This window comes from Nocardia sp. NPDC004722, from assembly GCF_053601505.1.
On sequence record NZ_JBSGBY010000166.1, the window covers coordinates 1 to 14,094 of the forward strand.

A 14,094-nucleotide genomic window follows, 5' to 3' on the forward strand; every position below is an offset into this window, starting at 1 on the left:
GCCGGTGGCCAGCACGATCAGGTCGACCTCGTGGTGGCGGCCGTCGGTGGTGCGGATACCGGTCGGGGTCACGGCGTCGATGAGAGCTGGCACGAGTTCCTGGCGGACTACACGCCGGAGAACACGGCCGAGATTGGTAATAACAGCCAGACGGCCGCCGCCGTCGCTCCGGCACCCGCCGCCGCGACCCCCGTCGCCCCCGTCGCTCCCCCTGTCCCCACCCCCGCTCCCGCGCCCGCGCCGACTCCGGCCCCCGCGCAGGTTCGAGCCCCGCAGACCACTCCCGCTCCCGCGTCCAACGCGGCCCCGACCTCCGGCGGTCCGAAGCCCGCCGCCGAGGACGAGACGAAGGTGCTGCGTGGTCCCGCCGCGGCCATCGTCAAGAACATGTCGGCGTCGCTGGTCATCCCCACCGCCACCTCGGTGCGGGCCATCCCGGCCAAGCTGATGATCGACAACCGTCTGGTCATCAACAACCACCTCGCCCGCACCCGGGGCGGCAAGATCTCCTTCACCCACCTGCTGGGTTACGCGATCGTGCAGGCCATCAAGGCCTTCCCGAACATGAACCGGCACTTCGCGGAGGTCGACGGGAAGCCGAACTCGGTCACCCCGGCGCACACCAACCTGGGTCTGGCCATCGACCTCAAGGGCAAGGACGGCAGCCGTTCGCTGGCGGTCGCGGCCATCAAGAACACCGAGGTCATGACGTTCGCGCAGTTCCACAGCGCCTACGAGGACGTGGTGCGCCGCGCGCGCGACGGCAAGCTGACCAACGACGACTTCTTCGGCGTCACCATCTCGCTGACCAACCCGGGCACCATCGGCACCAATCACTCGGTGCCGCGTCTGATGCCGGGCCAGGGCGCGATCATCGGCGCGGGCGCCATGGAGTACCCGGCCGAGTTCCAGGGCATGAGCGACGGTCAGCTGGCCGAGATGGGCATCGGCAAGCTGATGACCCTCACCTCGACCTACGACCACCGCATCATCCAGGGCGCGGAGTCCGGCGACTTCCTGCGCACCGTCCACAACCTGCTGATCTCCGACGAGTTCTACGACGAGATCTTCCACGGCATGGGTGTCCCCTACGAGCCGGTGCGCTGGCGCAAGGACATTCAGGAACGCGGCATCGACAAGTCGACCCGCGTGCAGGAGATGATCAACGCCTACCGCAGCCGCGGCCACCTGATGGCCGACACGGATCCGCTACGGCTGGTCAAGGACAAGTTCCGCTCGCACCCGGACCTGGACGTCACCCAGCACGGCCTGACCCTGTGGGACCTGGACCGCGAATTCAATGTCGCGGGCTTCCACGGCCAGGAGCGCATGAAGCTGCGCGACGTGCTGTCCATCCTGCGCGACGCCTACGCCCGCCACGTGGGTGTGGAGTACACCCACATCCTGGATCCCGAGCAGCTCAAGTGGATTCAGGAACGCGTGGAGCAGAAGCACGCGAAGCCGACCGTCGCCGAGATGAAGTACATCATGTCGCGGCTCAACGCGGCCGAGGCGTTCGAGACCTTCCTGCAGACCAAATACGTTGGCCAGAAGCGCTTCTCGCTCGAGGGCGCGGAGTCGGTCATCCCGATGATGGACGCCGTCATCGACCAGTGCGCCGAGTACAACCTCGACGAGGTCGTGATCGGCATGCCGCACCGCGGTCGCCTCAATGTGCTGGCGAACATCGTCGGCAAGCCCTACTCGAAGATCTTCACCGAGTTCGAGGGCAACATGAACCCGGCCGCCACCCACGGCTCCGGCGACGTGAAGTACCACCTCGGTGCGCGCGGCACCTACCTGCAGATGTTCGGCGACAACGAGATCGAGGTCTCGCTGACCGCCAACCCGTCGCACCTGGAGGCCGTCGACCCGGTGCTCGAGGGCCTGGTGCGCGCCAAGCAGGATCTGCTCACCAAGGAAGACATCGTCACCAAGGGCGAGGAGGCGCGCGAGTTCTCGGTCGTGCCGCTGATGCTGCACGGTGACGCGGCCTTCGCCGGTCAGGGTGTCGTGGCCGAGACGCTGAACCTGTCGGGTCTGCGCGGCTACCGCACCGGCGGCACCGTGCACATCGTGGTGAACAACCAGATCGGCTTCACCACCGCGCCGGAGTTCTCGCGCTCCACCGAATACTCCACGGACATCGCGAAGTTCATCGGCGCGCCGATCTTCCACGTGAACGGCGACGACCCGGAAGCCTGTGTGTGGGTGGCCAAGCTGGCCGTCGACTACAAGCAGAAGTTCAAGCGCGACGTCGTGATCGACATGATCTGCTACCGCCGGCGCGGCCACAACGAGGGCGACGACCCGTCGATGACCCAGCCGGGCATGTACGACGTGATCGACACCAAGCGTTCGGTGCGCAAGGCGTACACCGAATCGCTGATCGGCCGTGGCGACATCTCCATGAAGGAAGCCGAAGACGCCCTGCGCGACTACCAGGGCCAGCTGGAGCGGATCTTCAACGAGGTGCGCGATCTGGAGAAGTTCCCGCCGGAGGCCTCGGAGTCGATCGAGGAAGAGCAGCAGCTGCCGCCGAACCTCATTACGGCCGTGGACAAGACGGTGCTGCAGCGCATCGGCGACGCGTTCGTGAACGTGCCCGAGGGCTTCACCGTGCACCCGCGCGTCAAGCCGGTGATGGAGAAGCGCCGCGAGATGGCCTACGAGGGCAAGGTCGACTGGGCCATGGCCGAGTTGCTGGCCTTCGGCACGCTCATCGACGAGGGCAAGGCCGTGCGCCTGACCGGTCAGGACTCGCGCCGCGGCACCTTCTCGCAGCGGCATTCGGTGATCATCGACCGCAAGACCGGTGACGAGTACACGCCGCTGCACAACATCGGGTCCAAGAACCCGGGCTGGTTCGCGGTGCACGACTCGGCGCTGTCGGAGTACGCCGCGGTCGGTTTCGAATACGGCTACTCGCTGGGCAACCCGGACGCGCTCGTCCTGTGGGAGGCGCAGTTCGGTGACTTCGTCAACGGCGCGCAGTCCATCATCGACGAGTTCATCTCCTCCGGTGAGGCCAAGTGGGGTCAGCTCTCCGAGGTCGTGCTGCTGCTGCCGCACGGTCACGAGGGCCAGGGTCCCGACCACACCTCGGGTCGTATCGAGCGCTTCCTGCAGCTGTGTGCCGAGGGTTCGATGACGGTGGCGGTCCCGTCCACCCCGTCCAACTACTTCCACCTGCTGCGTCGCCACGCCCTGGACGGCATCCGCCGCCCGCTGGTGGTGTTCACCCCGAAGTCCATGCTGCGCAACAAGGCTGTCGTGTCCGAGGTCGAGGACTTCACCGACAACAAGTTCCGCACCGTGCTCGAGGAGCCCACCTACGAGTCGGGCAACGGCGACCGTTCCAAGGTCAAGCGCGTGCTGCTCACCTCCGGCAAGATCTACTACGAGCTGGTGGCCGAGAAGAACAAGCACAACCGCGACGACGTGGCCATCGTGCGCGTCGAGCAGCTGTACCCGATCCCGAAGTTCCGCCTCAACGAGGCCCTGGAGCAGTACCCCAACGCCGGCGATCTGGCGTGGGTCCAGGAGGAACCGGCCAACCAGGGCGCCTGGCCCTTCTTCGGCCTGAACCTCCCGGAGATCCTCCCGGCCCGCTTCGGCAAGCTGCGCCGCATCTCGCGCCGCGCCATGTCGGCCCCGTCCTCGGGTTCGTCCAAGGTGCACGCGGTGGAGCAGGCGGAGATCGTCAACGAGGCCTTCGCCCCGACCGTCTAGATCTCCCGAACAACGTTGCGGGGCCGGATCTCTCACCGAGATCCGGCCCCGCGCCGGTTACAAGCTTATGGGGACTGGCCGCTACCGAGTCAGCACACCCAGCCGATTCCAGTCGATTGCGATCTCAATGGGCACGTCCACGACGGTCGCCTGTTCCTCGGGAACGAGTTTCCGATACGGTCGATACTGCTCGAGCGCATGGTCAAGCACATAGATCTCGATCATCTGCACACGGTTCTCACCGACAGTGACGATCCAGTACCAGGGGATTCCAGCCCTGGCATACTCCGCCTTTTTCACCACGAGATCGACGTTTTCCGTTCCGGGCGAAAGGATCTCGATGGCCAGTTTCACCAGAGACCCCGGCAGCGGACGAAGTTCCTCGGGTGCACAATCGAATATCGCTACATCTGGACGTCTGATTGTGGTCCGTGGCATCTCCCACAGCAGGACATCGAAGTCTGTGTTCACATCAAGACAGTCGCCATGATACCGATCGATGTATGCGGAAATCGCCGCGTCAAGTATCTCCGCAAGCTTGCGCTGCGCGGCTTGATGCGACCGAACCGGCGATTCCGCCCGCACCACCTGACCGTTCTCGACCTCGACCAGACGGCAGAACTCTTCGGGTAGCTTCTTCCAGATCTCGACCGTGATCGGTTCCGGCTGCAGATTTTCCACTCGAGCCCAATCGAACAGTTCAGACATGGTGCGCTCCTCGCACAGCGGACGGCGACAGCTCGATCCTATAGTCCGAGGTAGACACAATCCGGCGATGGACGAACCCGCCCGCCGAGTCCGCCTGTTCCACAGGGGATTCGGTCTTGTCTTGATGTCCCAAGCCAGTGGAGCGAGGGGCTGGTTGCTTCCGGCATGTTCCACGTCGTATATTCCACGTGGAATATTTGGCGCGGAGGAGGAGACGGTGAACAAGGCGGTACCTACGCTGACACCCTTGGCCATCGCGGTGCTGGCCCTGCTCGAAGAAGGGCCGATGCATCCGTATGAGATGTATCAGGTGCTTTTGCATCGGCACGAGGACGAGCTGGTGAAGATCAAGCCCGGGTCGCTGTATCACACCGTCGCCCGGCTGGCCGATCAGGAACTGGTCGTCGCCGAAGGCACCGACCGGGCCGGGAACCGGCCCGAACGCACCATTTATCGCATCAAATCCGCTGGTCGGGAGGCTTTGCGGAGCCGAGTCGCGGAGATCATGCGGCAACCGGTGAACGAGTACCCGGTGTTCCCGGTGGCCTTGGCGGAGGCGCACAATCTGCCCGTGGACGATGTCGTCGCGCTCGTGCGCGAACGCGTCACCTGGATCGAGAGCCGGATCGCGGAACTCGACGCGCTCCGCGGGATGGTGCTGAGCAGGCAGGTGCCACGCCGCTTCTGGATCGAGGTCGAGTACATCCGCGCCGTCCAGGCCGCCGAGGCCGAATGGCTGCGCGGCTTCATCGCCGAACTCGAGAGCGGCGAGCTGGTCTGGGACGACTTCTGCCAGGACACCGGCGAGCGTGCGGATCCGCCCGCCGCGACCATGGGGGCCGACTGGGCCGCAGGACTGACCGACGAGGACATCGCCGTCGTCCGGAGGGGTGGTGCCCGATAGCTCACCACCGCCGACCGCGGTTCCCCCACTTCAACTCTCCCGGTAGCCGTCCGCGGCCGCCCTTCCGAGACAGGAATCGGAATCCATGAACACTCAACGCAATCCGTGGCTGGGGCTATACGCCCTGGTGGTCGGATTCTTCATGATCCTGCTGGATATGACCATCGTCGCGGTGGCCAATCCTGCGATCATGAAGGACCTGAACGCCGATGTCTCCAAGGTCATCTGGGTGACCTCGGCCTACCTGCTGACCTACGCGGTGCCGCTGCTGGTCACCGGCCGGCTCGGGGATCGCTTCGGCCCCAAGAACGTCTATCTCGTCGGCCTGGCCGTGTTCACCCTGGCCAGTCTGTGGTGTGCCAAGTCGACCACCGTCGACATGCTGATCGCGGCGCGCGCGGTGCAGGGTCTGGGCGCGGCGCTGATGACGCCGCAGACCATGGCGGTCATCATGCGCACCTTCCCGCCGGACAAGCGCGGCGCGGCCATGGGCCTGTGGGGCGGCGTGGCCGGCCTGGCCACGCTGGTCGGCCCGATCCTGGGCGGCGTGCTCGTCGACTGGCAGGGCTGGCAGTGGATCTTCTACGTGAACGTGCCGATCGGTGTCATCGCCTTCGGGCTGGCGCTCTGGCTGGTGCCGTCGCTGGAGACCCATCAGCACAAGTTCGACTTCGTCGGCGTGGCGCTCTCGGCGGTCGGCATGTTCCTGCTGGTGTTCGGCATCCAAGAGGGCAATACCCGGCACTGGGATGCGCTGATCTGGGGCATGATCGTCGCGGGTCTGGTGGTGCTGGGGTTGTTCGTGCTCAACCAGGCGCGCAATACCGGTGAGCCGCTGGTGCCGCTGAGCCTGTTCAAGGACCGCAACTTCGCGCTGGGCAATGTGGCGATCGCGTCCATGGGCGCCTCGGTGACGGGCGTGTTCGTGCCCGCCTACTTCTACCTGCAGCAGGTGCACGGGCTGACGCCCACGCGCTCGGCACTGGTGTTCGCGCCGATGGCCATCCTGACCGGTATCTTCGCGCCGATCATCGGCAAGATCTCGGACAAGACGCCGCCGCGCATCATTCCGACCATCGGCTTCGCGCTGTTCTCGGCCACCCTGTTCGCGTTCGCGGCGCTCATGAAGCCGGACGGCTCGATCGCGGTGTTCATGATCGTCGGTGGCCTCGCGGGTATCGCCAATGCCTGCATCTGGGCCCCGCTGGGCACCACCGCCACCCACAACCTGCCGGTGCAGCAGGCCGGTGCGGGCGCGGGCGTCTACAACACCACCCGTCAGGTCGGGTCGGTGCTGGGTTCGGCCGCGATCAGCGCGCTGCTCACCTCCCGCATTGCGGCGCAGGGACTTCCGAGCGGGCCGATCGGTGAGGGCACCGGCGGCGGCGGGCTGAGCCACATCCAGGATCCGGCGCTGAAGGCATCGCTGCTGGAGAAGATCAGCACGGCGCTGAGCCAGACCATGTACCTGCCCGCCCTGATCCTGTTGATCGGTGTCGCCGCCTCGGCGCTGTTCGTCGGGTTCGGCAAGAAGGCCGGTGGTCCGCAGAACGATATGGCGAAGGCCAATATCGGGGCGCACTGAGCGACCGCTCGACCGAGAAGCGCTGCCCGCCGAGTTCTCCCGGTGGGCAGCGCTTGTCAGTTCAGCAGGGCTGCTCGATTCAGAGGATGAGCCCGATCAGCCGGGTCCAGTCGATGCGGATCTCGATGGGCATGTCCATCAGCGTCTCGCCGACGAACGGGTGCAACCGGCGGTGCGGCCGGTAGTGGCCGAGCACCAGCACATGGGTCTGGATGGCGTGCACCCGGTCGCGATCCATGTAGACCAGCCAGTACCAAGGGATTCCGGCGAGCGCGTACTCGGCCTGTTTGTCGGTGGTGTCGACGCGTTCGGTGGCCGGGGACACCACCTCGATGGCGATCTTCACGCGCGGGGCCTGGATGGGCCCGACATCGGCTGGGGCGCAGGCGAACAGCACCACGTCGGGGCGGCGGACGGTCAGGCGCGGTGATTCCCACAGCAGCACGTCCTGGTCGACGCCGACATAGAGCCAGCCGTCGTTGTAGCGGCTCATATGGGTTTCGGCGGCGGCCTCGAGCATGGAGGCCAGGCGGCGGGCGGCATTGCGTTGCGCCAGCGGCGGGTGCTCGGCGCGCACCACGTCGCCGTTGACCACCTCGACCAGCCGGCAGAAGTCGCGGGGCAGCTTCTTCCAGACGTCGAGCGTGATCGGTTCGGGCTGCAGGTTTTCCGCCCGCGCCCATTCCAGTACTCCGGTCATGCGCGCTCCCTCGACTACGGAATCGGCTCGGCTCCTGGAATCGGACGAGCTGGGCGACGGCTGCCGCGCCGATCGTAAACCGCGCACGCCGACAAACGAGCCGTTCGGAACTTTCTCCCGCGCAGCACCGGCGCGCCGCGCCCGACCCACGCATCCCCCGCCCGCACCTGACCCACTCGTAACTCTGCCCCGATAGACAGAAGATCTCCGCCCCGCTGAAGGGATCTCAGTTGATTCGCACGGTGAGCGAGGGATATCCGGTCGCGCCATCGGGGACCACGTCTGCCTGCTGATCGGTCTGGGTCTCGCCGGTGCCGTCGGTGGCGCGCGCCCAGAGGGTGTGGATGCCGGATCCGGTGGCGTTCCAGTCGAAGGCCCACTGCACCCAGGTGTCGGCGGAGGGCGCTACGGCCAGCCGGGCGGGCTGCCAGTCCCCCTGATCGACACGGACTTCCACGCCGCGGATGCCACGATGCTGCGCCCACGCGACCCCGGCGACGGTGAGCTTGCCCGCGTCGAAGGTGCCGTGCGCGCGGGGGGTGTCGATGCGGCATTCGGTCTTGATCGGGCCCTTCGCCGACCAGCCGCGCCGGGTCCAGAAGGCCTCGGCCCGATCGAATCTGGTGATCTCCAGTTCGGTCACCCATTTGGTGGCCGACACATATCCGTACAGCCCCGGCACCACCAGCCGTGCGGGATAACCGTGCGCGGTGGGCAGCGGTTCACCATTCATGCCGACGGCGAGCATGGCGTCGCGGCCGTCCATCAGGGTGGCCAGCGGGCTGCCCGCGGTGAATCCGTCGACGCTGCGCGAGAGCACCATGTCGGCGTCGGGGTGGGGTCCGGCCGCGGCGATGATCTCGTCGAGCCGGTATCCCAGCCAGCGCGCGTTGGAGATGAGGTCGCCGCCCACCGGATTGGAGACGCAGGCGAGCGTGACCAGCCGTTCGATGGGGGTCTTGGCGCTGAGATCGGCGTAGGTCAAACGGATCTCGCGATCGACCATGCCGTGGACGCGCAGCGACCAGTCGTCCTTGCTGACCTGCGGCACGGTGAGGGCGGTGTCGATGCGATAGAAGTCGGCATTGCGCGTGAGGTAGGGGGTCAGCCCGGGGATCCTCAGGTCCGCACCGGGTTCCACCGACGGCTCCGGGGTGGCCGGTGTGGGCAACTGGATATCGGCCCGCTCGGCCGACACATCCCGCGAGCGCAGGCCGATGATCCGCCCGGCGACGCCGCCGACCGCCGCGGCCACGCCCGCGATCACCACCCCGCGCACCACCAGCCGCCGTTCCACCGCCAGTTCGGCGGGTGAAAGCCGCTGTGCTTCGGGCGTTTCCCCGTTCGCCGCGGCCGCCTCCCGCTCGCCGTACCGGGTGACCCGCTCGGTCAGGCTGCGCAGCAACAGGATTCCGGCGATCATGCCGAGAATCGAAGGCAGGGCCCAGGTCCAGGAGGAGTTGGGACGCCCGAGCGCGGCCAGCGTGGACAGCAACCCGAAGAGCCCGAACAGAATCGACCCGAGCGGCCGCCGCTCCCGCTCCAGATTCCCGGCCACCGCGGCCAGCAGGATCGCGACGATTCCCATGCACACGAACAGCAACAGTTTGTCATTGGTCCCGACCAGGCCGATGACCCATTCCCGGAACCCGTCCGGCGTGTGGTCGACGATCCACCCGCCGACCGCCTCCAACGGCGTGCTGTCGGGGCTGACCAGTATCGATACCAGTTCCGCCGTAGCCAGGGTGACACCGCCCGCGACGATTCCGCAGGCCGTTCGTAATCCGCGATCCGCCACGAAACCGACCCTACTGCGCGGGTCGGCTCGTGAACCGGTTCAAAGAATTACGGAAGCGTGACACCCGGTCTCAACGGGTCTCGACCCGCAGCGCCAGGGCGGCGATCACCGCCATGACCAGCAGGCTGCCACCCGCGACCGCGAAGGCGTGATGCAGCCCGGTCATGCTCAGTCCCGAACCGGAATATGCCAGCGCCCCGAGTACAGCAACTCCGAGCACCTGACCGATCTGGCGGAGAGAATTGTGCACCGAGGACGCCATACCGGCGCGATGCGGGTGCACGGCGGCGAGTGCGGTGGCGGTCATCGGGGTCAGGCACAGGCCGATGCCGAACCCGCCGATCGCCAGGATCCACCAGACGGAGCCGATGCCCGTGTCGGACCGGACGCCGAGCAGGCCTACTACCGCGACACCGGCGAGGGTCAGCCCGGCCACCATGGGCCACCGCGCCCCGACACGACCGACCAGCCGCCCCGAAATCGGTGTCGCCAGCGCGAATGCCACGCCGATGGCGCACACGTCGAGTCCGGCTCGGACGGCCGAATGGCCCTGCACCTGCTGGAAGAACGCGCTCAGGTAGACGATCAGCCCGATGAAGGCGAAGAAGGCGACGGCACCGGCCAGATTCGCCGCGGTGAAGGAGCGATTGCCGAAGAGGGTGAGATCCACGAGGGGATCACTGTGCCGCCGTTCCCAGCTCACGAAGGCCATCATCGCGACGACGGACAGGGCGAACGCGCCGAGCACGGGTACCGAGGTCCAGCCCAGCTGCCTGCCCTCGATCAATCCGAACGAGAGGGCCGCGACGGCGATCGCGGTCAATACCGATCCCTGCCAATCGAATCGGCCGACGACGGGTGTACGCGGCAGCCGCGGCACGATCAGGGCGGCTGCCGTGGCGAACACCGCGACCAGCGGCACATTCAGCAGCAGCACCCAGCGCCAGCCCAGACCGGTGACCACGATGCCGCCGAGGATCGGGCCCACCGCCAGCGCCAGACCCGACGAGGTGGACCAGGCGCCGATGGCGACCGCGCGCTCGCGTTCGTCCGGGAACGCCGCCCGCACCATGGCCAGGCTGGTGGGAACCAGCAGGGCCGGGCCGATGCCCTGGATGACGCGGCCCGCCAACAGGATCGGGACACTCGGAGCCAGACCCGCGATGAGCGCGCCGAGGGCGAAGGCCAGCATGCCCAGCAGGAATACGCCTTTGCGGCCGTAGCGGTCGCCGAGCCCGCCGCTGAGCATCAGCAGGCTGGCGTAGACCAGGACATAGGAGTTGACGATCCACTCGGCGGCCGTGCCATCGGCGTGCAGGTCGCGGCCGATGGTCGGCAGCGCCACGCTCATGACGGTGGTGGACAGCACCGCCAGGAACTGACCGCCGGTGACGGCCGCCAGGGTGATCCACGGCTTGCCCGCGGTGGTGGTGGATTCGGTTGGGGTGGAAGTCGATTCGGGCGGCGCGATGGTGAACTCGGGTGGGGCGGTGGGGCGCAACGCGGTCATATCCTGAAGGTATGGCCGTCCAGTCATACCTTCAACGACCAAAATCGCTATACGGCAATGCCTCTAGGGTTATGAGCATGGATCTGCTACAGCTGCGGTATTTCCGGATGGTGGCCCGCACCGAGAACATCACCCGGGTGGCGGAGGAGCTGCGGGTGGCGCAGCCGTCGCTGAGCCGGACCATCACCCGGCTCGAATCCGAGCTGGGGGTGCCGCTTTTCGACCGGCAGGGTCGGCGGCTGCGACTGAACCGATTCGGGGCGGCCTTTCTCGAACGCGTGGACCGCGCCCTCGACGAGCTCGACAGCGCCCGGCGGGAACTGTCCGACCTGGCCGGGCTGAACGAGGGTTCGGTGGCGATCGGCGCGGAAAATCTGGTGGTGGTCCAGCGGGTGGTAGCGGACTTCGTGCAGGCGTATCCCGGTGTGCGTGTGCAGCTTTTCTCGGGCACCACCGAGCAGGTGACCGCCCGGCTGACGGCGGGCGGACTCGACCTCGGGCTGGTCTCCACGCCGGTGGACGTCCCGGGCGTGGGCCAGCGGGCATTACTGGAAGAGGAGGTATTGCTCGCGGTATCGCCGAATCATCATCTGGCACATCGGGAACGGGTCACGGTGGCCGAGTTGGCCGAGGAAGCCTTCATCACCACCTCACCCGACTACTGGCAGCGCACCGTGCTCGATCGCATCTTCTGCCGCGCCGGGCTGCGTCCGAACATCGCCTGCGAGGGCGACGAACCGGCGGCCCTGCGCAACCTGATCGCCACCGGATTCGGCATCGGCCTGCTGCCATCCATGGCACGCGACTACCCGGGCCCGCCGGTCGCCTGGCTGCACATCGACGACACCTTCTGCCGCCGCACACTGCACGTGATCTGGCGGCAGGATGCCTATCTGCCGGTGGCGGCACAACGTTTTCGCGACCTGGCGGCCGAGCGGTTCGCGCCGCCGGAGTGACTCACATCTGCGCGTTGCCGGTGTAGTTGATCATCCACGGCGTCCCGAACTTGTCGGTGACGATCCCGAACGTCTCGGCCCACTGCACCGGCCCGAACGGCATGTCCACGGTGCCGCCGGGCGCGAGCTGGTTGAAGTAGCCCTCGGCCTCCGCGACGGACCCAGCCTCGACCTGCACGGTGAATCCCGGCTTGGAGTTGTCGATGTCATTGCCGGGCGGGGTGTCGGAGGCCATGAGGATATTGGTCTCGCTCAACGGCAACTGTGCGTTGGCGACCCGGTTGAGCACTTCCTCGGGCATGTCGGCGGGAGTCTCGCCCATATCGCGGAAGCGGGTGATGGTCAGTTCACCGCCGAACACGGACTGGTAGAAGGTGATCGCTTCCTCGGCATTGCCGTTGAACAGCAGGTACGGGTTCATCGCGGGCATAGCTGTACTCCTCGATCGACAGTCGGGATGCTGCGGCATCCCGAAGGTACGACGAGACACTTGCGCGAAACTCATCGGCGCGCCCGGCAATTCGATGAACGTGCCCGGAAGCTCGGATGAAATCAGTCGACCCCAGGAAATCAGTCGGCCTTGTGGCGCTGGTAGTAGCGGGCGACCCGGACGCGGTTGCCGCAGCGGTCGGGTGAGCACCATTGGCGGCTCGGGCGTTTCCAGCAGATCAGCGCCGAGGGGCCGGTGTTGTTGCTGCTACACGGCTTTCCCACGGCCTCGCACCAGTTCCGCCGGTTGATCGACGCGCTCGGCGACCGCTACTGGCTCATCGCGCCCGACTAACCGGGGTTCGGAAACACCGCCGCGCCCGGGGACTTCGACTACAGCTTCGACCGGCTGGCCGACATCGCCGAGGGTTTCGTCCAGCGGCTGGGCCTGACCCAATTCGCCATGTACATCTTCGATTTCGGTGCGCCCATCGGCCTGCGCCTGGCGGCCACCCGGCATCCGGAGTGGATCACGGGTCTGGTGGTCCAGAACGGCAATGCCTACGAGGGCGGCGTCCCCGACTCCACCCTCCTGAGTCCCGATGCCTGGACCCTGGATCAGCACTACCTGGACCTCCCCGGCCGCAAGGATGCCCAGGTAGCCCTGGCCTTCGACTACAAGTCGAATGTGGCCCGCTACCCGGAATGGCAGTCCTGGCTGCGGAAGTACACTCCCCCGACCCTCATCGTCTGGGGCGCGAACGACATGTTCTTCCCCGCGCCCGGCGCATACGCCTATACGGGCGATGTGCCCGATGCCGAACTTCATCTGTTCGACACCGGGCACTTCGCCCTGGAGACTCACGTCTCCGAGATCGCCACGCTCATCAGTGAGTTTCTCGGACGGCTCGAGGCAGCAGGAACGCCAGCCCGAAAGCCGTGATGCCGAGCCCGATGCCGACCAGGGTGACGTGCTCCATGCCGGTCAGGGCGTTGCCGCGCGGGCTGCCGCCGAGGTGGGTGAAGGCGTTGAAGAACACCGTGCCCAGCACCGCGACGCCCAGGGCGCCGGCCAGCTGCTGCACCGACTCCAGCAGCCCGGACGCGGAACCCACCTCGTGGTCCTGGATTTCGCCGATGATGATGCTGAACATCGGGACGAACACCATGCCCATGCCGAAGCCGACGACCAGCAGCGGGCCCGCGATCTCCCAGGCGTTGAGGCCGCTGCCGACCACTCGCAGCACCAGGTAGAGCGCGGCCAGTCCGACGGTCATGACGCCGACGCCCAGGTGCAGCACCTTGCGGCCCAGCTTGGGCGCTTCCGCGCCGATGGCGGAGCCGAAGAAGGAGCCGAGCGCCCAGGCGGCCATGGCGATGCTCGCGCCGATCGGGCTGTAGCCGAAGCCGAGTTGCAGCATCAGGCCCAGGCCGAGGGAGAACCCGATGATGCCGACGAAGAACACGGTCTCGAAAAGCACTCCGGCACTGTAGGACCGGCGGCCGAACACGCTCAGCTGCACCAGCGGCACGCGGCCCGCGGCGGTCCGGGCGCGCTGGTGGGCGACGAACACCGCGAGCACCGCGAGCGCGGCCACCGGCATCACCAGACTCCAAGTGGGCCAGCCGAGTTCGCGTCCCTGCATGAGCGGGTAGACCAGCATGCCGACGCCCGATCCGGCCAGGATCACGCCGACCAGGTCGAGGCCGCCGGTGCGATCCCCGAGGTGCTCGGGCAGCGCGGCGACGCCCGCGATCAGCGCGAAGAGTCC

At 67.0% G+C, this 14,094-nt stretch carries 11 protein-coding genes and 1 pseudogene; 5 read left to right on the top strand and 7 right to left on the bottom strand.

What is annotated here, in order from left to right; translation table 11 throughout:
• Positions 1 to 30: 30 nt before the first annotated feature.
• Positions 31 to 3,732: a multifunctional oxoglutarate decarboxylase/oxoglutarate dehydrogenase thiamine pyrophosphate-binding subunit/dihydrolipoyllysine-residue succinyltransferase subunit gene (locus ACWELQ_RS18215; protein ID WP_452398226.1), complete on the top strand. Its 3,702-nt coding sequence runs from the start codon at positions 31 to 33 to the stop codon at positions 3,730 to 3,732.
• An 81-nt stretch (positions 3,733 to 3,813) separates the two neighbouring features.
• Here the strand turns inward: ACWELQ_RS18215 and ACWELQ_RS18220 are convergent, their stop codons facing one another.
• Positions 3,814 to 4,440 (bottom strand): Uma2 family endonuclease, encoded by a 627-nt coding sequence (locus ACWELQ_RS18220; RefSeq protein WP_452398216.1) that lies wholly within the window; start codon positions 4,438 to 4,440, stop codon positions 3,814 to 3,816.
• A 217-nt stretch (positions 4,441 to 4,657) separates the two neighbouring features.
• On the opposite strand from ACWELQ_RS18220, the gene ACWELQ_RS18225 reads away from it, so the two are divergent.
• Entirely contained in the window at positions 4,658 to 5,344 is a 687-nt protein-coding gene (locus ACWELQ_RS18225) for a PadR family transcriptional regulator (RefSeq protein WP_452398217.1), read from the top strand.
• 85 nt (positions 5,345 to 5,429) lie between these two features.
• Positions 5,430 to 6,929, top strand: a complete 1,500-nt coding sequence (locus ACWELQ_RS18230) for a DHA2 family efflux MFS transporter permease subunit (RefSeq protein WP_452398218.1) — start codon at positions 5,430 to 5,432, stop codon at positions 6,927 to 6,929.
• Positions 6,930 to 7,008: 79 nt separating this feature from the next.
• On the opposite strand, the gene ACWELQ_RS18235 is transcribed toward ACWELQ_RS18230, so the two are convergent.
• The 3 genes from ACWELQ_RS18235 to ACWELQ_RS18245 all read right to left on the bottom strand — a co-directional run bounded on the left by ACWELQ_RS18235 (position 7,009) and on the right by ACWELQ_RS18245 (position 10,937).
• A complete protein-coding gene (locus tag ACWELQ_RS18235) occupies positions 7,009 to 7,629 on the bottom strand; it encodes a Uma2 family endonuclease (protein ID WP_452398219.1) in 621 nt (206 codons plus the stop codon).
• 226 nt (positions 7,630 to 7,855) lie between these two features.
• The gene (locus tag ACWELQ_RS18240; RefSeq protein ID WP_452398220.1) at positions 7,856 to 9,427 is read right to left on the bottom strand and encodes a molybdopterin-dependent oxidoreductase; all 1,572 of its coding nucleotides are present in this window, start codon (positions 9,425 to 9,427) and stop codon (positions 7,856 to 7,858) included.
• Positions 9,428 to 9,497: 70 nt separating this feature from the next.
• Entirely contained in the window at positions 9,498 to 10,937 is a 1,440-nt protein-coding gene (locus ACWELQ_RS18245; protein ID WP_452398221.1) for a DHA2 family efflux MFS transporter permease subunit, read from the bottom strand.
• A 77-nt stretch (positions 10,938 to 11,014) separates the two neighbouring features.
• Here ACWELQ_RS18245 and ACWELQ_RS18250 point away from each other — a divergent pair, with 77 nt between their 5' ends.
• Entirely contained in the window at positions 11,015 to 11,893 is an 879-nt protein-coding gene (locus tag ACWELQ_RS18250; protein WP_452398222.1) for a LysR family transcriptional regulator, read from the top strand.
• A 1-nt stretch (position 11,894) separates the two neighbouring features.
• Here ACWELQ_RS18250 and ACWELQ_RS18255 read toward each other — a convergent pair whose 3' ends face one another.
• Together ACWELQ_RS18255 and ACWELQ_RS18260 are read right to left on the bottom strand one after the other, a co-directional pair.
• A complete protein-coding gene (locus ACWELQ_RS18255) occupies positions 11,895 to 12,323 on the bottom strand; it encodes a VOC family protein (protein ID WP_452398223.1) in 429 nt (142 codons plus the stop codon).
• Between the two features lie 140 nt (positions 12,324 to 12,463).
• A complete protein-coding gene (locus ACWELQ_RS18260) occupies positions 12,464 to 12,607 on the bottom strand; it encodes a CGNR zinc finger domain-containing protein (RefSeq protein WP_452398224.1) in 144 nt (47 codons plus the stop codon).
• An 82-nt stretch (positions 12,608 to 12,689) separates the two neighbouring features.
• Here ACWELQ_RS18260 and ACWELQ_RS18265 point away from each other — a divergent pair.
• A pseudogene (locus tag ACWELQ_RS18265) lies at positions 12,690 to 13,265 on the top strand (alpha/beta fold hydrolase); the annotation flags it as partial.
• Here the strand turns inward: ACWELQ_RS18265 and ACWELQ_RS18270 are convergent.
• On the bottom strand, positions 13,210 to 14,094 hold an 885-nt coding region (locus ACWELQ_RS18270; protein ID WP_452398225.1), incomplete at its 5' end, for an MFS transporter. The pseudogene ACWELQ_RS18265 and the gene ACWELQ_RS18270 overlap by 56 nt on opposite strands.